The following is a 22200-nucleotide window of genomic DNA, read 5'->3' on the forward strand; positions in this document are numbered from 1 at the left end:
CTCTGTTTTCGAAAGGTTTGAACCATGCGCGTTCTGATTGCTGAACACGACCACCCCGTGTACGCCCAACTGTTGCGCCAGGCTGCGCCTGATCTGGAAGTGCTGACCAGCGGCGACTCCGCCGAACTGGCCAGCCAGGCGGCCGACTGCCCGATCTGGCTGGGTCAGCCGGACCTGTTGGCGAACCTGTTGCGCCAGGGCCACCAGCCACAATGGTTGCAATCGACCTGGGCCGGCATCACGCCGCTGCTGGCCGACGGTTTGCGCCGCGATTACCGGCTGACGCGTGCGGTGGGAATTTTTGGTCAGGTCATGGCCGAATACGTCCTGACCTACATGCTTGGCCACGAGCGCGAAGTGCTGGCGCGGTTGGTCAGCCAGGTCGAGCGCAAGTGGGACAGTCGTCAGGGCCAGAGCCTGGCGGGACGCAAGGTGTTGATCGTCGGCACCGGTGACATCGGTTTGACCGTGGCAAAGTTCCTCGTGCCATTTGGTGTTGAGCTGTACGGTATCGCCAGCGAAGCCCGCGAGCAGGCGCCGTTTGTTGAAGTCGGCGTGCTGGCGGACTTGCCACGGCTGGTCGGTGAAGTGGATTTCGTCATCAATCTGCTGCCCAACACCCCCAATACCCACGACTTGTACGACGCGGCGCTGTTCAAGCAGTTCAAGCCGACCGGGTTGTTCATCAATGTCGGGCGCGGCGTGGCCGTGGTCGACGCGGATCTGGTGGAAGCCTTGAAAGAAGGGCATCTGGCGGGCGCGGTCATCGACGTTTGCCGTCAGGAGCCGCTGCCGCAGCGTCATCCATTCTGGACCGCCTGGGGCCTGCTGCTGACCGGCCACAGCTCGGCACCGACCTCGCCATCAATGATGGTCAAGCTGTTTGTCGAAAACTTGCGGGCGTATCAGGCGGGCGAGGCGTTGCGCGGGGAAGTCGACTTCAACCGCGGCTACTGAACCCACCGCTCACTCGAACAGTGTGCAAAACCTGTGGGAGCGAGCCTGCTCGCGATAGCGGTGTATCAGTCAACGTTGATGTTGACTGTGACGGCCTCATCGCGAGCAGGCTCGCTCCCACATGGGTTCTTCTTTGAATCCACTATTTTGTGAACACCAGGAATCAACTGGGGAGCGAGCCTGCTCGCGATGGCGGTGTGACAGTCAACGTTGATGTTGACTGTGACGGCCTCAACGCGAGCAGGCTCGCTCCCACATGGGTTGTGCTGTGAATCCACTATTTTGTGAACACCAGGAATCAACTGTGGGAGCGAGCCTGCTCGCGATGGCGGTGTGACAGTCAACGTTGATGTTGAATGTGACGGCCTCATCGCGAGCAGGCTCGCTCCCACATGGTTTCTGCTGTGAATCCACTATTTTGTGAACACCAGGAATCAACTGTGGGAGCGAGCCTGCTCGCGATAGCGGTCTGTCAGTCAATATTGACGGAGACTGATACACCGCCATCGCAAGAGACTCGCTCCCGAATTTCTTTTGCGCTGTGGCTTAGAGGGTGAAATCGCCTTCGGCTGCCAGTTCGCTCAGTGGGCGGCGCGGGCTTGGTTCTTCGCGCGCTTGCAGGTAATCGGCCAGCGTCGCTTTATCGCCCAGTTTGCCCACGGCCACCGCCGCGTGCAGTGCGTAACCTTCAGGAATGTTCAGCTCTTTGCGGGTCAGGTCCTGGTCGAAACCGGCCATGCCGTGGGTGTGCCAGCCGCTGATGCTCGCTTGCAGCGCCAGATGGCCCCAGGCCGAACCGGTGTCGAAGGTGTGCCACAGGGCCGGGGTCTCTTCGGTGGCGCCGGGTACCGCGAAGGTGGTTTTAGAGATCACGATCACCAATGCCGAGGCGTGTTGCGCCCAGCCGCGGTTGAATTCATTCAGCAGGCCCAGAAAACGCTCCCAGTTCGGCGTATCGCGGCGCGCGTAGAGAAACCGCCAAGGCTGGGAGTTGTAGGCCGATGGCGCCCAGCGTGCGGCTTCGAAGAAGCTCAGCAGGGTTTCTTCGGGAATGGTTTCGCCGGTGAAGGCGCGGGGCGACCAGCGATCGGTGAACTGAGGGTGGATCGCATACTCGGCAACGCGTGGGTTTGCACTCATCAAGAGATTCCTTGCTTCGTTTGAAAGTGAGGGGCGTCTAGAACCCGCAGGCGCAGTTCACCTGAATGCAACGCGGTTGAGCGTTAATGGCATTTGGGCATGGCTCCTTGCGACTTGCAAAACTACGTGGCGGCGCAAAAACTGACAAGCCCGATCTACCGGCAGTCGCCAATGCTTGGCCCGCAAGGGCCTTGGCACTAGACTGGCGGCCTTTTCACCACCTGATGTTGATGCTCGAACCATGGCCGCCAAAGTCGAACCGTTCTGGATACGCAAAACCCTCGATCAACTCGATCCGCAGGAGTGGGAATCGCTGTGCGACGGGTGCGGTCTGTGCTGCCTGCAAAAGCTCGAAGATGAAGAGGACAACTCGGTCTATTACACGCGCATCGCTTGCAAACTGCTGGACCTGAAAACCTGCCAGTGCACCGACTACCCGAACCGTCGTGACTTTGTGCCGGACTGCATCCAGCTCACGCCGGGCAAGGCCGAAGAATTCCGCTGGTTGCCGCCGACCTGCGGCTATCGATTGGTCAGTGAAGGCAAGGACTTGCCCCTGTGGCATCACCTGGTGTGCGGTGATCGCGATGCGGTGCACCATGAACGCATTTCCCAGTCCGGGCGCATGCTCGCCGAAGGCAGCGTGTCCGAGGATGACTGGGAAGACCATCTGATCTTTCGCGCGGGCTAAATGCCCCACTGCATGTGTGGCCACCAACAGGCAGTAACGACAAAAAAAGGGGCCGCTTCGCAGCCCGGCGCGAGCAAGCTCGCTCGCCACAACAGGAGTGTGTATGGCTGTGCGATTGCGGCGGGCGCTGGCCGTCGGGCTACTGGCCCTGAGTTCGTCCGTGTGGGCGGCGAAGAAGGTCGATCTGGATTATCACGTGCGCCTGTTGCCGCAAAGCGATCAGGCCGAAGTGCGGCTGACGCTGGCCCAAGGCTCGGCGGTGCGCAGTCTGGATTTCGATCTGGGCGACGGCAGCCACTACAGCGACTTCAAGGCCGACGGCCAATGGCAACTCACGACGGGCAAGCAGACGCGCGGCGTTTGGCGTCCGGCCACTGACAAGGCCAGCCTGACTTACCGCGTGCGCATCAGCCATGGACGCAAGAGCGGCAGCTTCGATACGCGCATGACGCCAACCTGGGCACTGATGCGCGGCGACGACCTGGTGCCGCCGGCCAGACTCGATCAGCAGGACGGCATCGAGCTGATTTCACGCCTTGAATTTGAATTGCCCAGCGGCTGGAAAAGCGTCGAGACCGCCTGGCCGCGCATCGGCAAGAACAAATTCCGCATCGATAACGTCTCTCGACTGTTCGACCGGCCCACGGGCTGGATGCTCGCCGGCCACCTCGGCAGCCGTCGCACGCGGCTTGGGGAAACCGAAGTCACCGTCGCCTCGCCTCAAGGCCAGGGCATGCGCCGCATGGACGTGCTGACGCTGCTGACCTTTGTCTGGCCGCAGGTTCAAGCCGTGTTCCCCCGTCATCCCGTCAAGCTGCTGATCGTCGGTGCCAACGACCCGATGTGGCGCGGCAGCCTGGCCGCGCGCGAGTCGATCTATCTGAACACGCGTCTACCGCTGGTCAGTGAAAGCGGCACCAGCGCGGTGGTGCGTGAATTGGCGCAGGTGTTCGGGCGGATCAACGATAAACAGCGCAGTGACTGGATCAGTGAAGGGTTTGCCGAGTATTACGCCATCGAACTGGTGCGACGTGCGGGTGGCATGAGTGATGAGCGGTATGAGAGTTTGCACCGCAGGCTGGTCAAGGACAGCCAGAAAGTCACCACGTTGCGTGGCGAACAGGCGAACCCGGCTCAGGTCTCCAAAGCGGTGTTGTTGCTACAGGAACTGGATCGCGAGATTCGTTTGAAAACGCGCAACAAGCGCTCGCTTGATGATGTGTTGCGCGGGGCGATGCATCTGGGGAGTGTGGATACCAAAGAGTTTGTTCAGCTCGCGGAAAGCGTGATTGGCGAGTCTTCCAAGGTCCTTGATACCGAGCTGCTTCAGTAAAACCGTCTTCGCGGGCAAGCCTCGCTCCTACAGGGTTTATGTGATCACACCAATTCTGTAGGAGCGAGGCTTGCCCGCGAAGAGGCCGTCAGCCTCAGCAAAAATCCCGGATCAAACCCCGGTCTTCGGCGACTTCAACGAATCGTTGCCTGTCACCGTAGCGGTATGGGTCGCCGCCTCGGCATTCGCCTTCAACTTGCCCAACTCTTCCCCGGCCCGCTCGATCTTCGCCCGAACGTTGTTCATGTCCTGACGGCTTTTCTCCAGCAGGCTTTTCGCCGAGCTGTGCCCGGTAATCCCGCGAGCCAGGGCGACGCCGCCGATGGCCACCTGGATCAACCCGAAAAACCCGCCGCGACGCAGGCCCTTGCCCATCATCAGCACGCCGCCGGCCAGGGAGCCGACACGTTCCCAGCCGTGAACGTTCTGCTCGGAATGAGTCTGGAACGGGGTGGATTCGATGCGTTCTACACGCTTGAGTTCGCTCATGATCTGTCTCCTGGCAGGCAAGGCTGCTTCAACAATAGATAGATAAGCTGACTGCCGGGGCGGTCGGCTTGTTCCATCGAATGTGCGGTGATTCAGCGGAATTTTGCCCCGGAGCGGGTGTTGAGACCCTTGGCCATGCGGTCGTAGAGCACAACGTTGACCGTGGCTGCCAGGTTCATGCAGCCAGTGGTCGGGATGTAGACCACGTCTTCGCACCAGTCGCGAATCTCTTTATCCAGCGAACCGTCTTCCGGGCCGAAGATGTACAGGGCGCGGTCAGGGTGGGTGTATTCCGGCAGCGAGCGGGCGCCTTCGACCAGTTCCACCGCGACGGGCACACAGCCCAAGGGCAGGATTTTCTTCAAGTCGTCGATGCCGATCAGCGGGATGTCGTAGTGGACGCGCTTGGTGTCGGTGACGAAGTCGGCGGCGCGCTCATAACGCTTGCCGGTGTAGAACACGGACGCCACACCATAGCAGCCGGCGGCGCGCATCACCGAGCCGACGTTTTCCGGTGATTTGGGGTTATACAAACCAATGCAGCTGTACCGTTTGTCTGCCACGAGCGGGGTGCCTTCGGGGAAAAAACGGCGATTATACGGGGATTGGGGGAGAGGTGTCCGGTTTGGAGATTGGTGGTGACCGGGAGATTGTCTTCGCGGGCAAGCCTCGCTCCTACAGGGACAGAGTCGATCACAATTGGGTGAACGACATGTATCCGTAGGAGCGAGGCTTGCCCGCGAAGAGGCCTGTCCAGCGAATGAAAGTCTTCAGTCGTCTTTTTTCATCAGACCGGCCAACGCCGCAAACGGGTTATGCGTCGCCTTGGCGATTTTTGGCGTGCTCAGCGAGCCTTCGTGAAAATACTGCTGGTCGGTATACCGCGAGTGTTCGTTGTCGTGGCAATACAGGCACAACAATTCCCAGTTCGAGCCGTCCTGCGGGTTGTTGTCGTGGTTGTGGTCGCGGTGGTGCACGGTCAACTCGCTCAGGCGTTTGCCGGAGAACTCGCGGGCGCAGCGGCCGCACACGTGCGGGTACATCTTCAGGGCTTTGTCGCGGTAACCCATTTCCTTGTCGCGCTGGTTGTCGGCGAGGATGCGATCCAGCTTCGAGGTATTGGTCGGCGTTGACGAACTCATGGGTTCACCTTTGTAAAAGACTAATGACGGTTATGGCGTGAGTTTAGCTCAGCCCTTGAGCTTCTCGGCAATCCAGATGGTGTGGCGGGTGCCTTTGTTGCCGTGGGCGAAGACCTGGACTTCTTCGGCCTTGAAACCGGCCTTCTTCAGCTTGTCGGAAAACTGCTTGTCGGCGCTGGCCGACCACACTGCCAGCACGCCTTTGGGCCGCAGGGCCTTGGCGCAGGCGCTCAGGCCACCGGCGGAGTAAAGCCAGCTGTTGGCCCGTTGGGTCAGGCCTTCGGGGCCGTTGTCGACGTCGAGCATGATCGCATCGAAACCTTGCGGCTCGGCTTGCAGGACTTTGGCCACGTCTTCCATGCGAATCACGGTGCGCGGGTCGAGCAGCGGATTGCCGGCTTTCTCGCCCAACGGCCCGCGGTTCCATTCCACCACGCCAGGCACCAGCTCGGCGACCACCACTTCAGCGGTCTTGCCCAAATGCTTGAGGGCCGAAGCGAGGGTAAAACCCATGCCGAGGCCGCCGATCAGCACTCGCGAGTTCGGCCGGCCGGCCACTTTGCGACACGGGATCTCGGCCAGGGCATCTTCGGAACCGTGCATGCGGGTGTTCATCAACTGCCCGCCGTCGCCGCCCTGGATCTTGATGACGAAATCCTCGCCATACTCGAACAGGCACAAGGCGCCGCCGTTTTCAGGGATAGGGGCGGTGTCGAGCAGAACGAAACGTTTCATGGAAATCTCAAATTGGGGGAAGGCAAACAGAGGCAGTTGGGAGTAGCCTGCCAATGACAACAAGGCCAACGGAGCCATTGATGAAGCGCACCATTCTAACGGTCATTGCCTTGGCCGCGCTCTCGATAAGTGCAGTGCAGGCCCAGCAGTTGCAAACCATTCCAGCAAGCCCTGCGCCGATGCCCGGTTCGCCCGGCACGGCGACGCCGACGCCGTATCCGCCCATCACCCCGACCACCTTGCCCAAGGCCGGGCCTGGCAGTGGCGGCCCACCGCTGGTGCCGATCGAGATGCCCAGTCCGCCGACCAAGGATCAACCGGTGCCGGGGATTGAGCCGAACAGCACGAAAACCAAAACCCCAGGCGGTTAAACCTGCTGCGAGAGCAGTTGCCCGTCGGCCATGCGCAAGCGTTTGGACAGGGCAATAGCGAGGGCGCGGATGATTTTGGCGGCGATTTTCGGTGCGTCGTTGATCATCTTTTCCAGAGAGTCCTTACCCAGGTTCAGCAGTTGGCAGTTGCTGGCGGCCACGCAACTGGCCGAGCGGCGTTCGCCATCAAGCACCGCCATTTCGCCGAACGAGCGACCGCTGCGCAGGGTGGCCATGGTCACCAGCTGCCCGTCGCCGTTGGTCTTCTGCACCGACACCTGGCCGGTATGGATGATGCACATGAAACTGCCGGCATCACCCTCATGGAAAATCTCTTCGCCTTCGGCGATGGTGCTGATGCTGAAGTAGCCGGAGGCCGCGGCGAAGTCTGCCGGCAGCAATTGATCGAACAGGCCGCAGTCCATCAGCCAGTCGCGGATTTCGTTGTTCAGTAAGGTCGGTTCTGACATGTCGGCACGGTCTTTTTCTTGTGTCTGGTTCCGGTTGTTCGGGACATCCCCAATCCCTGTGGGAGCGAGCCTGCTCGCGATTGCAGTGTGTCAGTCACGCAATTATTGACTGAAAGTCCGCTATCGCGAGCAGGCTCGCTCCCACAAGGGAGTTGTGTTGTATTGGGCCCGGTGTCTGGTCTTAAGACCGAAACACCGGGCCAAGTTCCTCAGGCAATCCCCAAAACCTTGAAAACAAATGCGTATTCGAGTGCTACGTCACGCAATCCCTGGTACCGACCGCTCATCCCGCCATGCCCGGCGCCCAGTTCTGTCTTGAGCAACAGGGGATTGGTGTCGGTTTTGGTCGCGCGCAATTTCGCCACCCACTTCGCCGCTTCCCAGTACTGCACGCGGCTGTCGTTGTAGCCGGCGATCACCAGGGTCGCCGGATAGGCTTGCGCGGTGACGTTTTCATATGGGGCATACGCCTTGATCCGCTCATAAACGTCCGGTTCTTCAGGATTGCCCCACTCGTCGTATTCGGTGACGGTCAGCGGCAGGTCCGGGTCGAGCATGGTGTTGAGCACGTCGACGAACGGCACTTCGGCAATGGCCGCGCCAAACAGCTCGGGTCGCTGATTGAGCACCGCGCCGATCAGCAAACCGCCGGCACTGCCGCCGCTGATCGCCAATTGTGCTGAGGTGGTGAAGCCGTTGTCGATCAGGTGCTCGGCACAGGCGATAAAGTCGCTGAAGGTGTTGTGCTTGTGTTCCTGCTTGCCGGCGCGATACCAGGCCTCGCCCAGTTCACCGCCGCCCCGTACGTGGGCAATCGCAAACGCCACGCCGCGATCCAGCAAGCTCAAGCGGGCATGAGAGAACCACGGGTCAAGGCTTTCGCCGTAAGCGCCGTAGCCGTAGAGATACAGGGGCGTCGGCTGACCGAGGGCTTCGCGCTTGACCACCAGGCTGATCGGTACTTGCGTGCCATCGGGTGCCGTCGCCCACAGGCGCTGGCTGACGTAGGCGTCGGCGTCGAACGGGCCGAGCACCGGGGTTTCCTTGAGTACTTTCTGCTCGCCACTGTCCAGCTCCAGCTGGCGAATTTGCGCCGGACGGTTCAGGGCTTCGTAACGCAGGCGGATCCGCTCGCTGACAAACTCCAGGCTGTTCTGCACATGCAGGCTGTACGCCGCATCCGGCAGTTGCACGCGGTAGCTCGGCAAATCCTGCGGGTGGACTTCAATCACCGGCAAGCCACCGACCCGCAGGCTCAACGTCATCGCGCCGACGTTCAGGCTCATGCCCTCGATCATCGTGCTGTCGCTGTGGGGGATCAGGTTCTGCCAGTCGGCCTCGGTGGGCGCAACACCGGTATCCACGGCGGTGTACAGAGCAAAGTTGATGCCGTCGCGATTGGTGCGGATGAACCAGGCCCACTCGCCGTTCAGCGTCCCGTGGTCGACGTCGTATTCATGGTCTTCAACCCGTGGCGCCAGGCAAGTAAAGGCCTGCTGCGGCTGCGAGGCGTCGAGGGCCCAGACTTCGCTGGTGGTCTTGCTGCCCAGCGACAGCAGCAATTGCTGTTCGGAACTGGAGCGATAGCAATGCAGGAAGAAGCGGCCGTCCGGCTCGTTGAACACTTCCTCGGCCGCCGTGCCGTCCAGTCGATAGCGCAGCAGTTTGTGCGGACGGTGGGTGTCGTCCAGCTCGCCGAAAAACAGCGTCAGGCTGTCATTGGCCCAGGTCATGCTGCCGTCGCAATCCTGGAACTCAAGTTCGCTGACACGGCCGTTGGACAATTCCTTCACGAACAGCGTGTAGATCTCATCGCCCGTGGAATCGATGCTGTAGGCCAGGCGCTGGTGATCCGGGCTGATGCTGAAGGCGCCGAGGGAAAAGAAGCCGCCATTGGCCAGTTCGTTCGGGTCCAGCAGCAGCTGTTCCTGGCTTTCGTCGAGTTGCAGGCTGTCATCGGCCGGGCGTGGGCAGCGGTAGTGGCGGGCGTATTCGTCACCGGCGGTGGTGCGCGTGTAATACAGGTACGGGCCCCAAGGGGAGGGCAGCGACAGGTCGGTTTCGAGAATCCGGCCCTTGATCTCCTCGAACAGGGTTTCGCGCAGCCTGGCCTGATCGGCGGTCTGCGCCTCTTGGTAGCTGTTTTCAGCCTTGAGGTAGTCGAGCACCGCGTCGGTGTCGCGCTCCTGCAGCCAGGCATACGGGTCAGGGCCGTCGGCCTTGTGGGCAATCGGGGCGCTGGTGACGTTGGCGGATAAGGGCATGAAGGACTCTCGGACGTTGTACGAAAAATAGGGTTTTGCAGGCGCAATGCAAATATTGATGCCTGTGCAGACCCTGTAGGAGTGAGCCTGTGTGGCCAGGGAGCTTGCTCCCGCTGGGTTGCGAAGCGACCCCAAAAGCGCTGCGACTGCTTCGCAGCCGAACGGGAGCAAGCTCCCTCGCCACAGTTCGCTCCCACATGGATTACGCCTGACGGGCGAAAAGTCGTTACTATAAGCGCCTCTTTGCCTGCCTTGCCATGGACACCATGACCGAGAACGACTATCTGATCGCTTGGGGCCTCTACGCCTTTGCCGCTTTAGGCTGCCTGTTGGTGTGGATGCGCATCACCCGCTGGATGTGGCGTTGGCTGCGTGAACCGCTGCGGCTGCTGGTCGCCGTACTGCTATTCAGCCCGACCATCATCGACCCGGTGAAGGAAAAAGTGGCCCCGGCTATCGCCATCACTGCGCTCGATCTGCTGTTCAAGGTGGGCAACAACGCTTGGCGGGCGGTTTCCGACCTGTTCATGTACGGCATGATCGCTTTTGGCATTTATCTGGTGTTCGTGGCGATCCGGTTCCCTATTGAACGGGCTTCCAACGCTCGCAAGGAACAGGCCGCCGCCGCCAAGGCCGCCGCCCGGGTCGACGATCCTGACGACGATCATCCGTTCGGCGGTGCCGGCGATGATCGTTACGGTCGTCCGCCAGTGCCGAGCAACCCTCAGCGATTGCGGGTCGAACCGCGTTTGTAATCCGGCCTTGAAGCGAGAGTCCGAGCATGTGTGAGTTATTGGGCATGAGCGCCAATGTGCCGACCGATATCGTGTTCAGCTTCACCGGGCTGATGCAGCGCGGCGGCCGCACCGGTCCGCACCGTGACGGTTGGGGCATCGCTTTCTATGAGGGGCGCGGTCTGCGGTTGTTTCAGGACCCGGCGGCCAGCAGCGAGTCAGAAGTGGCGAACCTGGTGCAGCGCTATCCGATCAAAAGCGAAGTGGTGATCGGGCATATCCGTCAGGCCAACGTGGGCAAGGTCTGCCTGTCCAACACGCACCCTTTCGTGCGTGAGCTGTGGGGCCGCAACTGGTGTTTCGCCCATAACGGTCAGCTGGCGGATTTTCAGCCGATCAAAAGCTTTTATCGCCCCGTCGGTGACACCGACAGCGAAGCGGCGTTCTGTGACCTGCTCAATCGGGTGCGCGCAGCGTTTCCAGAACCGGTCGAGATCGAAGCGCTGCTGCCGGACCTGGTCGCCGCTTGCGCCGAATACCGCAGCAAAGGCGTGTTCAACTGCCTGTTGAGCGACGGCGACTGGCTGTTCTGCTATTGCTCGACCAAATTGGTCCAGATCACCCGTCGCGCGCCATTCGGCCCGGCGCGGTTGAAGGATGTCGATGTGATCGTCGACTTCCAGGCCGAAACCACGCCTAACGATGTGGTCACGGTGATCGCCACCGAACCCCTGACCGAAAACGAAACCTGGACCCGCTACGAACCGGGCCAATGGAGCCTCTGGCGACGCGGCGAATGCGTCAGCCAGGGCAAGACCGAATAAGGATCTCACCCGATGTTGCTCAGTTATCTACGGCTGGTGTTGTTTGCGGCGGGCCTGTTGATCGGTGTCCAGGTGCCGGGGTTCATCAGCGATTACGCGAAACGGGTCGAAGCGCATCTGATTGAGGCGCAAACCAGCCTGAGCGGTTTCCAGGGCACCGCCAATCAGTTCTTCAAGGGCGATATGCAGGCGCTGGTCGCCCATTACCGCGCCAGTGAGGACCCGATTTTCCGCAGCGACGCCGAGAGCCTGAGCACCTTGCTCAGCCGTCAGGTGGCGCTTGATAAACAGTTCCACGCCATGCAGGGCCCGTGGTACATCCGTGTCTTGCAAGTCGCATTGGCGGCGGATCCGGATATTCGCAAGGAAACCTGGAATGGCTACAGCTACCAGATCCTGCTGACACCGGAAGCGATGATCTGGGGCATGAGCGGTGCGTTGCTGCTGTCCTTCGGCATTGAATGCCTGTTCCGTCTGATCGACTGGGTGGTGCTGGGCGGCAAACGCTTGCGCCAGAGCCGGCCGATCGAAGACCGGGATGTGCGCGGCCTGTAACACTGATCGCTCCCACGCAGAGCGTGGGAGCGATCATCATCAGCGCCGATCAGCGTGCGAGGACGATGTAGTCTTCACCCACCTTGCGCGCATACCCCTCCAGCACCTGCTGACACAACGCAACAATCTCCTCGACCCACTCCACACCCACCCGCCACGACACCACGACCTGCAAATTAGGCAGCTGTTGATCGATGGCCAGCAAGGTCAATTCCCCCCGCGCCAGTTCCTCGGCTACCAGAACCGGCGGCAACGCACCAATGCCGAATCCGTCGCGCAGCAACCGGGTAATCGCCGACACCGAGTTCACGCAGTTCAGCCGCGGCGTCATGACCCCATTCGCCTGCATCAGACTCAGAATGTCCTGATGCGGATGTGAGTTTTTCGAGTAGGTAATGATCCGCTCGCGCGCCAGATCGGCAATGCCGGTGTACCCACGGTTGTAGATCGAATTGCTGGCGACAATCCAGCCCATCGGATGGCTCGCCAGTTCAAGGCTGCGCACGCTTTCCTGACGCACCAGATCGGTTTGCAGGATCAGATCGAGAAAGCCTTTTTGCAGCTGATCGCAGAGGTTGAGCGCCGTATCGGCCACCAGCTCGATTTCCACCCGCGGATAGTGATCCATCATCTGTGCCACCAACGGGCTCAGCCACGTGTGAATCACCGTGTCCATCACGCCGATCCGCACGCGCCCGACCTTGCTTGAGCGCGTCTCGATCGACTGCTTGAGGGCTTGCATGGTGTCCATCATCTGCTCGGCGTACTCGAGCACTTTCAAGCCTTCGGGCGTCAGGCTCACCCCCCGCGAGTCGCGCAGAAACAACTTCACCCCGAGCTCGCCTTCGAGCACCGCGATGCGGCTGGAAATCGACGCCTGGGTGGTAAAGAGCTTGTCTGCCGTCAGGCGGAAACTCTTGAGTCGGGCGACCCAGACAAAGGTCTCGAGAAACTTCAGGTTCATGGCGTTAAGTTTTTCTTATGCCTAGGGCGGGTTTTTATTAGTTGGACGCAGCAGGGCCGGACAACCAAAAATCAGGCCATCCGGTTCCCACGATAGGCGTCGTCGGGGCTCAGAACAATACCAATAAAATTTGCACGGAGAGTTGCCATGAGTGCGCCCGACACGCTCGACATCCCCAAAGCCACGTCTCGGCCGGGACCTTTCGACTGGTACCGCAACATCAATCAGCAGGAACGCCGCACCTTCTGGAGCTGCAAGATCGGCTATGGCCTGGACGGCATGGACACCCAGATGCTCAGCTTCGTGGTGCCGACCCTGATTGCCATGTGGGGCATCACGACTGGCGAGGCCGGGCTGATCCATACCAGCACGCTCATTGCGTCGGCCATCGGTGGTTGGGTGGCGGGGATCCTGTCGGACCGCATCGGCCGTGTGCGCACCTTGCAACTGACGGTGCTGTGGTTCGCCTTCTTCACCTTCCTCTGCGGCTTCGCGCAAAACTACGAGCAACTGTTGATCAGCCGTACCTTGATGGGCTTCGGTTTTGGCGGTGAGTGGACCGCCGGCGCAGTGCTGATGGGCGAGGTGATTCGCGCCAAGGACCGCGGCAAGGCCGTGGGCATGGTGCAATCGGGCTGGGCGCTGGGTTGGGGGCTGACGGCGATTCTCTATGCGCTGCTGTTCTCGGTATTGCCGCCGGAAGATGCCTGGCGTGCGCTGTTCATCCTCGGCATCGTGCCGGCGATTTTCGTGATTTTCGTCCGTCGACTGGTCAAGGACCCGGAAATCTACCGCGAAGCCAAGGCCAAGCAGGAGCCGGGCAACGCCGCGAAGTTCTACGAGATCTTCGCCCCCGGTATCCTCTTCACCACGATTCGCGCTTCGGTGCTGACCACGGGCGCACTGGGCGGTTACTACGCGATCACGTCCTGGCTGCCGACGTTTCTAAAAAACGAACGCGGTTTAAGCGTACTCGGCACGGGCGGTTATCTGGCGATGGTGATCGTCGGTTCCTACGTCGGCTACGTCATCAGTGCCTATTTGACGGACATCCTCGGCCGCAAACGAAACTTCATCCTGTTCGCCGTCGGCTCGTTCACCATCGTGTTGCTCTACACCCAGTTGCCGGTCAGTAACGGCGTGATGCTGTGGCTGGGCTTCCCGCTGGGCTTCTTCGCTTCGGGGATTTTCAGTGGCATGGGCGCGTTTTTGACCGAGCTGTTTCCGACACGTATTCGCGGTTCGGGGCAGGGCTTTTGCTACAACATCGGCCGGGCACTGGCGGCGTTGTTTCCGTTGCTGATCGGTTTGATGAGCCAGAAGGTGCCATTGAGCGTAGGCATCGGGGCTTTTGCGGCGGTGTCCTACGGTGTGGTGATCCTTGCTGCGTTGAGCTTGCCGGAAACCCGTGGCAAACAACTTGAAGCCGAGTAGCTGATAATCTGCGGGCATCTGCCCGACAGCAAAAAAAGAAAATGCCTACAGGAGTGTTCACCGTGAGCCGCCTGCTATTGAATTGCGACATCGGCGAGAGTTTCGGCAACTGGACCATGGGTCTGGACGCCGAGGTCATGCCCTTCATCGATTGCGCCAACATCGCCTGCGGCTTCCATGCCGGCGACCCGAGCATCATGCGCAAGACCGTCGGCCTGGCCCTGAGTAACGGCGTGCAGATCGGCGCGCACCCGGCCTATCAGGACCTGGTGGGTTTCGGCCGCCGCTCCATGGCCTACACCGCCCAGGAACTCCAGGACATTTTGCATTACCAGATCGGCGCCCTCGACGGCATCTGCCGGGCCCAAGGCGGGCGCGTCAGTTACGTCAAACCCCACGGCGCAATGTACAACGACATGATGGCCAACCCGGCGCAATTGCGCGCGGTGCTTCAGGCCGTGGCGGCGTATGACCGGACCTTGCCGCTGATGCTCATGGCCACGCGCGACAACAGCGCCGCCCAGCAACTGGGTGATGAATACGGCGTGACCTTGTGGTTCGAAGCCTTCGCCGACCGTGCCTACGACAGTGCCGGCATGCTGGTTTCACGGCAACTGCCGGGGGCGGTGCACCACGATCCCGAAACCATTATCGAGCAAGCGCTGACCATCGCCCGTGGCGACAACCTCACCGCCAGCGACGGCAGCGCCTTGCACTTGCAGGCCAACACCTTGTGCGTCCACGGTGACAACGCCAGTTCGGTGGCGGCGGTGCGGCGGATTCGCGAAGCCCTTGATCAGCAGAGCGCACCATGAAACCGCGGGTTGAGGTGGTGGCGCTGGATTGCCTGATGGTGCGTCTGTTCGATGAAATTGCCGAAGCCAACATGCCGTGGATGCTGGCGGCCAGCGAGAACCTGCGCGCTGCGTTTGCCGGGCATCTGATTGATCTGGTGCCGTCTTACACGACATTGATGGTGCATTACGACTTGACGGCGTTGAGTCCGACTCAAGCCCGGGAATTGATCGCCCAAGCGCTGATCGACCTGTCACCCAACGCGAGCACTCGCGGTAAATGCCATGTGCTGCCGGTCTGGTATGACTTGAGCGTCGGTCCGGAGTTGAGCTTGTTGTCTCAGCGTAGCGGGCTGTCGGTGGACGAGGTGATCCGCCGCCACAGCGAGCGCGAGTATCAAGTGTTCGCGCTGGGTTTCGCGCCGGGGTTCGCTTTCATGGGGCTGGTGGAAGAAGTGCTCGCCGCGCCGCGCCTGAATACGCCGCGTAAAAAGGTGGCTGCCGGCAGTGTCGGCATCGCCGAGCGGCAAACCGCCGCCTACCCGGTGGTGTCCCCCGGCGGCTGGAACCTGATCGGCCGCACGCCCGCCAAATTGTTCGACCGCGAACGCGATGGTTACAGCCTGATGCAACCGGGTGACACCGTGCGCTTTGAAGCGGTCGACCATGCGCAGTTCATCAACCTGGGCGGTGACGACACGCCATTGGAGGCCCAGGCATGAGCCGTCTATTGATTGAGGCGAGTACGCCGCTGTGCCTGTTGCAGGACGCGGGTCGTTTCGGCGTGCGGCATCTGGGTGTGACCCAGGGCGGCGGGCTGGATTGGCGTTCGATGTCGTGGGCCAATTGGTTGTTGGGCAATGGCCTTGATGCGCCGGTGATTGAAATCACCCTCGGCGGTTTCAGCGTCGTAGCCGAAGAAGACTGCGTGTTGGCGCTGGCCGGGGCGGACCTGGGCGCGCAAGTGGATGGCGAGGCATTGGCGCCGTGGCGCAGTTTCCGGCTGAACAAGGGCCAGCGATTGCAATTCACTCAACCGCTGCTCGGGGCGCGGGCCTATCTGGCGGCACCGGGCGGGTTTGACGCGCCAAAGGTGTTGGGCAGCAGCGCGACGGTGGTCCGTGAAGAACTCGGCGGCCTGGATGGTATGGGCCGGCCATTGGCCAAAGGCGCGCCGTTGAGCTATCGCGGGAGTGCGCTGTTATTACTGCGGGAGTTACCGGCAGAACACCGGCCTAATTTCAAAGTCGATTCGCCACTGGATGTGGTCCTCGGCGCGCAGATCGGTGAGTTCAGCGGGCAGAGCCTGTTCGATGCGTTCAACAGCGTCTGGACCCTCGACAGCCGTGCCGATCGCATGGGCATTCGCTTGCTGGGAACGCCGTTGCAGTATCAGGGCCAGCCGATGATTTCCGAAGGCATCCCGCTAGGCGCGGTCCAGGTCCCGCCGGACGGGCAGCCGATTGTGTTGCTCAATGATCGGCAGACCATTGGCGGTTATCCGCGATTGGGGGCGTTGACGCCGTTGGCACTCGCGCGGCTGGCGCAGTGCTTGCCGGGGGTGAAAGTGCGGTTGCGGCCGGTGGTGCAGGAGGTGGCGCATCGCGAACAGGTCGAGTATTTGCAGCGATTTTCAAACCGCTAAAAGCTTCGCGGGCAAGCCTCGCTCCTACAGGGTTGGTGCACGATGCACGAACACAGAAACCTGTAGGAGCGAGGCTTGCCCGCGAAGACGTTTTCACAGACAACAAAAATCTCTATTTGGAAAGAAACCTCATCCCTTCCTCCAACCCCCGCAACGTCAACGGGTACATCTGGTCGTCAATCAAGTCCCGCACAATATTGGTCGACGACGTATACCCCCACGTATCTTTCGGATAGGGGTTGATCCAGATGACCTTCTTGTACTTCTCCATGAACCGCTGCATCCACACATAACCGGCTTCTTCGTTCCAGTGCTCGACGCTGCCGCCGGCCTGGGTGATTTCATACGGTGCCATCGCAGCGTCACCAATGAAGATCACTTTGTAGTCGGCGCCGTACTTGTGCAGCAGGTCCTGGGTCGACGTGCGCTCGGAAGTGCGGCGCATGTTGTTCTTCCACACAGACTCATAAATGAAGTTGTGGAAGTAGAAGTACTCCAGGTGCTTGAACTCGGTCTTGCAGGCCGAGAACAGTTCCTCGCAGATCTTCACATGGGCGTCCATCGAGCCGCCGATGTCGAATAGCAGCAACAGCTTGACGGTGTTACGCCGCTCCGGCCGCATCTGGATATTCAGCAGGCCGGCATCGCGCGCGGTGTGGTCGATAGTGCCGTCGATGTCCAGCTCTTCCGCCGCACCCTGACGGGCAAATTTGCGCAAGCGGCGCAGGGCGACCTTGATGTTGCGCGTGCCCAGTTCCACCGAATCGTCGAGGTTCTTGTACTCGCGCTGATCCCACACCTTGACCGCTTTGCCCTGGCGCTTGCCGGCATCGCCGACGCGAATGCCTTCCGGGTTGAAGCCGCCGGAGCCAAACGGACTGGTGCCGCCGGTGCCGATCCATTTGTTACCGCCGGCATGGCGTTCTTTCTGTTCTTCGAGGCGTTTCTTGAATTCTTCGATCAGCTTGTCCAGACCGCCGAGGGACTGGATCGCGGCCCGCTCTTCTTCGGTCAGGGAGCGTTCGAACTCCTTGCGCAACCAGTCTTCAGGAATCAACGCCTGAAGGTGATCGTCGAGTTTCTCCAGGCCATTGAAGTAGGCGCCGAACGCGCGGTCGAACTTGTCGAAATGCCGTTCGTCCTTCACCAGAATCGCCCGGGACAGGTAATAGAACTCGTCCATGTCGGCGAAGGTCACGCGTTGTTTCAGCGCATTGATCAGGTCCAGAAGCTCACGCACCGAGACCGGCACCTTGGCTGCGCGCATTTCATTGAACAGGTTGAGCAGCATGGCGATCAGCCTCTTAGCGGGTGCCGCGACGGCTCATGAACGCCAGGCGCTCAAGCAATTGAACATCCTGTTCGTTCTTCACCAGGGCGCCTGCCAAGGGTGGGATCGCTTTGGTCGGATCGCGTTCGCGCAGTACGGCTTCGCCGATGTTGTCGGCCATCAGCAGCTTCAGCCAGTCCACCAGTTCCGAGGTCGACGGCTTCTTCTTCAGGCCCGGCACCTTGCGCACGTCGAAGAACACGTCCAGCGCTTCGCTGACCAGGTCTTTCTTGATGTTCGGGTAGTGCACGTCGACGATTTTCTGCAGCGTCACGCGATCCGGGAACGCGATGTAGTGGAAGAAGCAGCGGCGCAGGAAGGCGTCCGGCAGCTCTTTCTCGTTGTTGGAGGTAATGATGATGATCGGGCGTTTCTTGGCCTTGATGGTCTCGTCGATCTCGTAAACGTAGAACTCCATCTTGTCGAGTTCTTGCAGCAGGTCGTTCGGGAACTCGATGTCGGCCTTGTCGATTTCGTCGATTAGCAGAATCACTCGCTCTTCCGACTCGAACGCTTCCCAGAGCTTGCCCTTTTTCAGGTAGTTGCGAACGTCGTGGACTTTTTCCGTGCCCAGTTGCGAGTCACGCAGGCGACTGACCGCGTCGTACTCGTACAGGCCCTGATGCGCCTTGGTGGTGGACTTGATGTGCCAGGTGATCAATTTCGCACCGAAGGACTCGGCCAATTGCTCGGCGAGCATGGTTTTGCCGGTGCCTGGCTCGCCCTTGACCAGCAGTGGACGCTCCAGGGTAATGGCGGCGTTGACCGCCAGCTTCAGGTCATCGGTGGCGACGTAGGCCTGGGTGCCTTCGAACTTCATCTGCTAATCCTCGAACGGTAAGCCGACCTGAATCAGGCAGGGCGGGGCGCAATAAGTGTAGTGCCCGACTATAACGCGCAGGCCGGTCGACTGTGAACGCAGACGGCTTATTCAGTCTCTGAATGGGGCGTCACTTGGTGACTTAACCCTGATCCGGTTTCGGCCGCTCATACCTGGCATTGAATGCCTGAACGAAACCATTGCGTAAAATCTGCAAAAACGCCTGGAACGCGCTGATATCTTGTCGATGCACGTTGCCGCTCAGTTCTACGCGAGTGGCAAACTGGTTCTTGCCCTGGTTTTTCAGCACGGTTTCGGAGCCGCCGACAATGGCCTCCCAGATGGACCGGAACAGCCCTTTGTCCTTGTTTTCCACGTCCTGCTGCCAGTTGAACACGTCCACGTCTTTGAGCAGCGGCTTGATATAGCCGGTCAATTGGGCTTTTTTGGCTTGCGCTTCAATGACCACATCGCCGTGACCGGCGTTGAAGTCGAATTTGCCATAGGCCGAGGCGAAGTCGTTCATGCGCTTGAGCTCGATATCCTTGGCGCGCAGACGGAATTCGAAGTCTTCGAAATTGCTCAAGGGGTCGAAGGTGGCCGTGGTTTCCAGTGGGGCGTGGCCCAGCAACAGGGCCTTGCCTTCAAAGCGCGCGTCGCGCTTGCCTTCGGTGTCGACCACGTTGGTCAGGTTATAGAGGCTGGCGTTGACCTGAGTGGCGTTCATGTTGACGGGGGGCTTGGAATTGAAGTTTCGAAAGTTGATCTTGCCGTCGTAGATGCGTATTTCGTTAAAGGTGAACGGCGCCAGTTTGCTCAACTGTGCGCGCCAGTCGGTGCCTTGACCGGTCTGGGAGTTTTGTTTGTTGGCGCCGCCGTCGACGAAGTTCACCTCAGGGTTGAAGAACTGCACTTCGGCCACCACAGCGCGGTCGGACCAGAGTGAGTGCCAACTGACAGACAGGTCGATTAGCGGTGCATTGACGAAAGGCACCGGGACCTTGCCGTCGACCTTGACGATTTTCAGCCCGTTGATCTTGTAGGCGCCGCGCCACAGCGCGAGGTCGACGTCGGTGACCTGGCCCCGGTAATCGCCCATGTCCGCCAGTTTCTCGTTCAAGTAATCGCGCACCAGGTAGGGCAGGGCGAAGTGCAGGGCAATCAGTAGCACAACGAGACCGGCGAGGGTCCACAGGGGCCAACGGTATCGACGTTTCATGGCGGCAAATCTCTGACGATGTAAAGCCATTGACTGCGGTGTTTACCGGACGTTCGACCTGACTGGACGACCACTGGCAACAGGCATACCTTTGGGGGCTTATTCAACGCTGTACAAGGACCCAGCCATGAGCCGTATATACGCTGACAACGCCCATTCCATCGGCAATACGCCGCTGGTGCAGATCAACCGCATTGCCCCGCGCGGTGTGACCATCCTGGCCAAGATCGAAGGGCGCAACCCGGGTTACTCGGTCAAGTGCCGGATCGGCGCGAGCATGATCTGGGACGCCGAAAGCTCCGGCAAACTCAAGCCTGGCATGACCATCGTCGAACCGACGTCGGGCAATACCGGCATTGGCCTGGCCTTTGTTGCCGCGGCCCGTGGTTACAAGTTGATGCTGACCATGCCGGCGTCGATGAGTATCGAGCGACGCAAAGTCCTCAAGGCACTGGGCGCCGAACTGGTGCTGACCGAACCGGCCAAAAGCATGAAAGGCGCCATTGAGAAGGCTGCCGAGATCCTGGCCAGCGATCCGGCCAAATACTTCATGCCGTCGCAGTTCGACAACCCGGCCAACCCGGCCATTCACGAGAAAACCACCGGTCCGGAAATCTGGAACGATACTGACGGCGCAGTCGATGTGCTGGTCGCGGGCGTTGGAACCGGCGGAACCATTACCGGTGTTTCGCGGTATATCAAGAATACCCAGGGCAAACCGATTATCTCGGTAGCCGTGGAGCCGGTGGTGTCGCCGGTGATTACCCAGGCGATAGCCGGTGAAGAGATCAAGCCGAGCCCGCACAAGATCCAGGGGATCGGTGCCGGTTTTGTCCCGAAGAATCTGGACTTGTCGATCGTCGATCGGGTTGAGTTGGTCACCGATGACGAATCGAAGGCCATGGCGCTGCGCCTGATGCAGGAAGAAGGGATTTTGTGCGGTATTTCCTGTGGCGCCGCGATGGCGGTGGCGGTGCGTCTGGCCGAAACACCGGAAATGCAGGGCAAGACCATCGTGGTGATCCTGCCGGACTCCGGTGAGCGCTACTTGTCGAGCATGTTGTTCAGCGACCTGTTTACCGAGCAGGAAAATCAGCAGTAGGCGCTGCCTGCGATGGTTTCATCTTTTGGTGAGAGGGCTGATTCAGGTCAGCCCCCGTTCAGGAACCTTATGTTAATAAGTGCTTTATTGCACAAACCTTAATACTGAATGTCGAGTTTTGCGGGTTTTTCCCGAGGCCGGTAGTGTTTATCATGGCCGGCTGCCACGTCGGGTAAATGGCGTTGTGCGAAGAGCCTAACCTCAAGGAGCCGTAGATGACCTTTTCCTTTGCCGCGAAAGCGTCAGTGTTGCTGCTATTCCTGGGCAGCACCCTCTATGTGCATTTGCGCGGGAAGGCGCGATTGCCGGTTCTGCGTCAATTCGTCAATCACTCGGCCTTGTTTGCGCCTTACAACGCCTTGATGTACCTGTTCTCCGGGGTGCCGTCCAAACCCTATCTGGACCGCAGCAAGTTTCCGGAACTGGACGTGCTCAAAGACAACTGGGAAGTCATCCGCGACGAAGCCATGCACCTGTTCGACGAGGGTTACATCCGCGCCGCCGAAAGACACAACGATGCGGGGTTTGGTTCGTTTTTCAAGAAAGGCTGGAAACGTTTCTACCTCAAGTGGTACGACAAACCCCTGCCATCCGCTGAAGCCTTGTGCCCGAAAACCGTGGCGCTGGTGAGCAGTATTCCCAACGTAAAGGGTGCAATGTTCGCGTTGCTGCCGGGTGGCAGCCACCTCAACCCGCACCGCGACCCGTTTGCCGGTTCGCTGCGCTATCACCTGGGGCTGTCGACGCCGAACTCCGACGATTGCCGTATCTTTGTCGACGGCCAGGTGTATGCCTGGCGTGATGGTGAAGATGTGATGTTTGATGAGACCTACGTGCATTGGGTCAAGAACGAATCCGAGAAAACCCGCGTCATTCTGTTCTGCGACATCGAACGACCGCTGAGCAACCGCGTCATGACCTTCATCAACCGCTGGCTCAGCGGCTTGCTCGGTCGCGCCACCGCACCTCAGAACCTTGATGATGAACGTGTCGGCGGGATTAACCAGGCGTATGCCTGGAGCAAGAATTCCAGCGACAAGGTCAGTGGTGTGGTCAAACGCTGGAAGCGTCGTAATCCCAAGGCGTACCGCGTGCTGCGGCCGGTGTTGGCGGTGGTGGTGCTGACGTTGTTGGGGTATTGGTTGTTTGCGTGACTGGATTCAAAAGAAAACCGCTCCTTGGGAGCG

At 60.2% G+C, this 22200-nt stretch carries 24 protein-coding genes; 13 read left to right on the forward strand and 11 right to left on the reverse strand.

Features of this window, described 5'->3' with window-relative positions:
- The first annotated feature begins 24 nt into the window (after nt 1–24).
- Nucleotides 25–957, forward strand: coding sequence for a D-2-hydroxyacid dehydrogenase (locus JIO00_RS07375; RefSeq protein ID WP_010462145.1), 933 nt, complete (start codon nt 25–27; stop codon nt 955–957).
- A 546-nt stretch (nt 958–1503) separates the two neighbouring features.
- On the opposite strand, the gene JIO00_RS07380 is transcribed toward JIO00_RS07375, so the two are convergent.
- On the reverse strand, nt 1504–2097 hold the full coding sequence (locus tag JIO00_RS07380; RefSeq protein ID WP_077749176.1) for a nitroreductase family protein: 594 nt from the start codon (nt 2095–2097) through the stop codon (nt 1504–1506).
- Between the two features lie 241 nt (nt 2098–2338).
- On the opposite strand from JIO00_RS07380, the gene JIO00_RS07385 reads away from it, so the two are divergent.
- Both JIO00_RS07385 and JIO00_RS07390 read left to right on the forward strand, forming a co-directional pair.
- Nucleotides 2339–2788 carry a YcgN family cysteine cluster protein gene (locus tag JIO00_RS07385; RefSeq protein ID WP_010462140.1) on the forward strand — a complete coding sequence of 150 codons (450 nt, stop codon included), beginning with the start codon at nt 2339–2341 and terminating at the stop codon, nt 2786–2788.
- Between the two features lie 103 nt (nt 2789–2891).
- Nucleotides 2892–4121 carry a hypothetical protein gene (locus JIO00_RS07390; RefSeq protein ID WP_200667892.1) on the forward strand — a complete coding sequence of 410 codons (1230 nt, stop codon included), beginning with the start codon at nt 2892–2894 and terminating at the stop codon, nt 4119–4121.
- 111 nt (nt 4122–4232) lie between these two features.
- Here JIO00_RS07390 and JIO00_RS07395 read toward each other — a convergent pair whose 3' ends face one another.
- From JIO00_RS07395 to JIO00_RS07410, 4 genes are all read right to left on the reverse strand, one after another.
- Nucleotides 4233–4610: a YgaP family membrane protein gene (locus JIO00_RS07395; protein WP_154503533.1), complete on the reverse strand. Its 378-nt coding sequence runs from the start codon at nt 4608–4610 to the stop codon at nt 4233–4235.
- Nucleotides 4611–4702: 92 nt separating this feature from the next.
- A complete protein-coding gene (locus JIO00_RS07400; protein WP_010462134.1) occupies nt 4703–5173 on the reverse strand; it encodes an RNA methyltransferase in 471 nt (156 codons plus the stop codon).
- Nucleotides 5174–5380: 207 nt separating this feature from the next.
- Nucleotides 5381–5752, reverse strand: coding sequence for a YajD family HNH nuclease (locus tag JIO00_RS07405; RefSeq protein WP_010462132.1), 372 nt, complete (start codon nt 5750–5752; stop codon nt 5381–5383).
- A 48-nt stretch (nt 5753–5800) separates the two neighbouring features.
- The gene (locus tag JIO00_RS07410) at nt 5801–6487 is read right to left on the reverse strand and encodes a spermidine synthase (protein WP_027925870.1); all 687 of its coding nucleotides are present in this window, start codon (nt 6485–6487) and stop codon (nt 5801–5803) included.
- Between the two features lie 80 nt (nt 6488–6567).
- Between JIO00_RS07410 and JIO00_RS07415 the strand changes: the two genes are divergently transcribed.
- Nucleotides 6568–6858 carry a hypothetical protein gene (locus tag JIO00_RS07415; protein WP_010462128.1) on the forward strand — a complete coding sequence of 97 codons (291 nt, stop codon included), beginning with the start codon at nt 6568–6570 and terminating at the stop codon, nt 6856–6858.
- Here JIO00_RS07415 and JIO00_RS07420 read toward each other — a convergent pair.
- Together JIO00_RS07420 and JIO00_RS07425 are read right to left on the reverse strand one after the other, a co-directional pair.
- Nucleotides 6855–7328, reverse strand: a complete 474-nt coding sequence (locus tag JIO00_RS07420; RefSeq protein ID WP_169856129.1) for a cyclic nucleotide-binding domain-containing protein — start codon at nt 7326–7328, stop codon at nt 6855–6857. The two genes, JIO00_RS07415 and JIO00_RS07420, sit on opposite strands and share 4 nt — an antisense overlap.
- A 209-nt stretch (nt 7329–7537) precedes the next feature.
- The gene (locus JIO00_RS07425) at nt 7538–9592 is read right to left on the reverse strand and encodes a S9 family peptidase (RefSeq protein ID WP_200667894.1); all 2055 of its coding nucleotides are present in this window, start codon (nt 9590–9592) and stop codon (nt 7538–7540) included.
- Nucleotides 9593–9849: 257 nt separating this feature from the next.
- Here JIO00_RS07425 and JIO00_RS07430 point away from each other — a divergent pair, with 257 nt between their 5' ends.
- From JIO00_RS07430 to JIO00_RS07440, 3 genes are read left to right on the forward strand one after another with little or no spacing between them, the layout of a single operon-like run.
- Complete coding sequence (locus tag JIO00_RS07430; RefSeq protein WP_145308124.1) at nt 9850–10347, forward strand: MFS transporter; 498 nt, start codon at nt 9850–9852, stop codon at nt 10345–10347.
- A 26-nt stretch (nt 10348–10373) separates the two neighbouring features.
- Nucleotides 10374–11150: a class II glutamine amidotransferase gene (locus tag JIO00_RS07435; protein WP_102595474.1), complete on the forward strand. Its 777-nt coding sequence runs from the start codon at nt 10374–10376 to the stop codon at nt 11148–11150.
- A gap of 12 nt (nt 11151–11162) precedes the next feature.
- On the forward strand, nt 11163–11705 hold the full coding sequence (locus JIO00_RS07440) for a DUF2937 family protein (RefSeq protein WP_010462118.1): 543 nt from the start codon (nt 11163–11165) through the stop codon (nt 11703–11705).
- 49 nt (nt 11706–11754) lie between these two features.
- Here JIO00_RS07440 and JIO00_RS07445 read toward each other — a convergent pair whose 3' ends face one another.
- Nucleotides 11755–12669 (reverse strand): LysR family transcriptional regulator, encoded by a 915-nt coding sequence (locus tag JIO00_RS07445; protein WP_010462116.1) that lies wholly within the window; start codon nt 12667–12669, stop codon nt 11755–11757.
- A 147-nt stretch (nt 12670–12816) separates the two neighbouring features.
- Between JIO00_RS07445 and JIO00_RS07450 the strand changes: the two genes are divergently transcribed.
- From JIO00_RS07450 to JIO00_RS07465, 4 genes are all read left to right on the forward strand, one after another.
- Complete coding sequence (locus tag JIO00_RS07450) at nt 12817–14103, forward strand: MFS transporter (RefSeq protein WP_010462114.1); 1287 nt, start codon at nt 12817–12819, stop codon at nt 14101–14103.
- A 62-nt stretch (nt 14104–14165) separates the two neighbouring features.
- On the forward strand, nt 14166–14918 hold the full coding sequence (locus JIO00_RS07455; RefSeq protein ID WP_083374801.1) for a 5-oxoprolinase subunit PxpA: 753 nt from the start codon (nt 14166–14168) through the stop codon (nt 14916–14918).
- A complete protein-coding gene (pxpB, locus tag JIO00_RS07460; protein ID WP_010462110.1) occupies nt 14915–15619 on the forward strand; it encodes a 5-oxoprolinase subunit PxpB in 705 nt (234 codons plus the stop codon). The genes JIO00_RS07455 and pxpB overlap by 4 nt, the downstream gene beginning before the upstream one ends.
- Complete coding sequence (locus JIO00_RS07465; RefSeq protein WP_169856123.1) at nt 15616–16542, forward strand: biotin-dependent carboxyltransferase family protein; 927 nt, start codon at nt 15616–15618, stop codon at nt 16540–16542. Before pxpB ends, JIO00_RS07465 begins: the two co-directional genes overlap by 4 nt.
- Nucleotides 16543–16654: 112 nt before the next feature.
- Here the strand turns inward: JIO00_RS07465 and JIO00_RS07470 are convergent, their stop codons facing one another.
- From JIO00_RS07470 to JIO00_RS07480, 3 genes are all read right to left on the reverse strand, one after another.
- Nucleotides 16655–17833, reverse strand: coding sequence for a vWA domain-containing protein (locus JIO00_RS07470; protein WP_077749161.1), 1179 nt, complete (start codon nt 17831–17833; stop codon nt 16655–16657).
- Nucleotides 17834–17846: 13 nt separating this feature from the next.
- Nucleotides 17847–18692 carry an AAA family ATPase gene (locus tag JIO00_RS07475; RefSeq protein WP_010462104.1) on the reverse strand — a complete coding sequence of 282 codons (846 nt, stop codon included), beginning with the start codon at nt 18690–18692 and terminating at the stop codon, nt 17847–17849.
- A gap of 142 nt (nt 18693–18834) precedes the next feature.
- Nucleotides 18835–19911 (reverse strand): DUF748 domain-containing protein, encoded by a 1077-nt coding sequence (locus JIO00_RS07480; RefSeq protein ID WP_010462103.1) that lies wholly within the window; start codon nt 19909–19911, stop codon nt 18835–18837.
- Nucleotides 19912–20038: 127 nt separating this feature from the next.
- Between JIO00_RS07480 and cysK the strand changes: the two genes are divergently transcribed.
- The gene (gene cysK / locus JIO00_RS07485; protein WP_145308112.1) at nt 20039–21013 is read left to right on the forward strand and encodes a cysteine synthase A; all 975 of its coding nucleotides are present in this window, start codon (nt 20039–20041) and stop codon (nt 21011–21013) included.
- A gap of 215 nt (nt 21014–21228) precedes the next feature.
- Entirely contained in the window at nt 21229–22167 is a 939-nt protein-coding gene (locus JIO00_RS07490; protein ID WP_010462099.1) for an aspartyl/asparaginyl beta-hydroxylase domain-containing protein, read from the forward strand.
- The last annotated feature ends 33 nt before the right edge of the window (nt 22168–22200 follow it).

The sequence above is a fragment of the Pseudomonas sp. SW-3 genome, from assembly GCF_016615645.1.
In the GTDB taxonomy this organism is placed as follows: domain Bacteria; phylum Pseudomonadota; class Gammaproteobacteria; order Pseudomonadales; family Pseudomonadaceae; genus Aquipseudomonas; species Aquipseudomonas mandelii.

What these genes read in the sequence shown, in the direction of transcription:
- JIO00_RS07375 (WP_010462145.1), top strand. Translation starts at nt 25, where the DNA reads ATGCGCGTTCTGATTGCTGAACACGACCACCCCGTGTACGCCCAACTG.
- JIO00_RS07380 (WP_077749176.1), bottom strand. Translation starts at nt 2,097, where the DNA reads ATGAGTGCAAACCCACGCGTTGCCGAGTATGCGATCCACCCTCAGTTC.
- JIO00_RS07385 (WP_010462140.1), top strand. Translation starts at nt 2,339, where the DNA reads ATGGCCGCCAAAGTCGAACCGTTCTGGATACGCAAAACCCTCGATCAA.
- JIO00_RS07390 (WP_200667892.1), top strand. Translation starts at nt 2,892, where the DNA reads ATGGCTGTGCGATTGCGGCGGGCGCTGGCCGTCGGGCTACTGGCCCTG.
- JIO00_RS07395 (WP_154503533.1), bottom strand. Translation starts at nt 4,610, where the DNA reads ATGAGCGAACTCAAGCGTGTAGAACGCATCGAATCCACCCCGTTCCAG.
- JIO00_RS07405 (WP_010462132.1), bottom strand. Translation starts at nt 5,752, where the DNA reads ATGAGTTCGTCAACGCCGACCAATACCTCGAAGCTGGATCGCATCCTC.
- JIO00_RS07410 (WP_027925870.1), bottom strand. Translation starts at nt 6,487, where the DNA reads ATGAAACGTTTCGTTCTGCTCGACACCGCCCCTATCCCTGAAAACGGC.
- JIO00_RS07415 (WP_010462128.1), top strand. Translation starts at nt 6,568, where the DNA reads ATGAAGCGCACCATTCTAACGGTCATTGCCTTGGCCGCGCTCTCGATA.
- JIO00_RS07420 (WP_169856129.1), bottom strand. Translation starts at nt 7,328, where the DNA reads ATGTCAGAACCGACCTTACTGAACAACGAAATCCGCGACTGGCTGATG.
- JIO00_RS07425 (WP_200667894.1), bottom strand. Translation starts at nt 9,592, where the DNA reads ATGCCCTTATCCGCCAACGTCACCAGCGCCCCGATTGCCCACAAGGCC.
- JIO00_RS07430 (WP_145308124.1), top strand. Translation starts at nt 9,850, where the DNA reads ATGGACACCATGACCGAGAACGACTATCTGATCGCTTGGGGCCTCTAC.
- JIO00_RS07435 (WP_102595474.1), top strand. Translation starts at nt 10,374, where the DNA reads ATGTGTGAGTTATTGGGCATGAGCGCCAATGTGCCGACCGATATCGTG.
- JIO00_RS07440 (WP_010462118.1), top strand. Translation starts at nt 11,163, where the DNA reads ATGTTGCTCAGTTATCTACGGCTGGTGTTGTTTGCGGCGGGCCTGTTG.
- JIO00_RS07445 (WP_010462116.1), bottom strand. Translation starts at nt 12,669, where the DNA reads ATGAACCTGAAGTTTCTCGAGACCTTTGTCTGGGTCGCCCGACTCAAG.
- JIO00_RS07450 (WP_010462114.1), top strand. Translation starts at nt 12,817, where the DNA reads ATGAGTGCGCCCGACACGCTCGACATCCCCAAAGCCACGTCTCGGCCG.
- pxpB (WP_010462110.1), top strand. Translation starts at nt 14,915, where the DNA reads ATGAAACCGCGGGTTGAGGTGGTGGCGCTGGATTGCCTGATGGTGCGT.
- JIO00_RS07465 (WP_169856123.1), top strand. Translation starts at nt 15,616, where the DNA reads ATGAGCCGTCTATTGATTGAGGCGAGTACGCCGCTGTGCCTGTTGCAG.
- JIO00_RS07470 (WP_077749161.1), bottom strand. Translation starts at nt 17,833, where the DNA reads ATGCTGCTCAACCTGTTCAATGAAATGCGCGCAGCCAAGGTGCCGGTC.
- JIO00_RS07475 (WP_010462104.1), bottom strand. Translation starts at nt 18,692, where the DNA reads ATGAAGTTCGAAGGCACCCAGGCCTACGTCGCCACCGATGACCTGAAG.
- JIO00_RS07480 (WP_010462103.1), bottom strand. Translation starts at nt 19,911, where the DNA reads ATGAAACGTCGATACCGTTGGCCCCTGTGGACCCTCGCCGGTCTCGTT.
- cysK (WP_145308112.1), top strand. Translation starts at nt 20,039, where the DNA reads ATGAGCCGTATATACGCTGACAACGCCCATTCCATCGGCAATACGCCG.
- JIO00_RS07490 (WP_010462099.1), top strand. Translation starts at nt 21,229, where the DNA reads ATGACCTTTTCCTTTGCCGCGAAAGCGTCAGTGTTGCTGCTATTCCTG.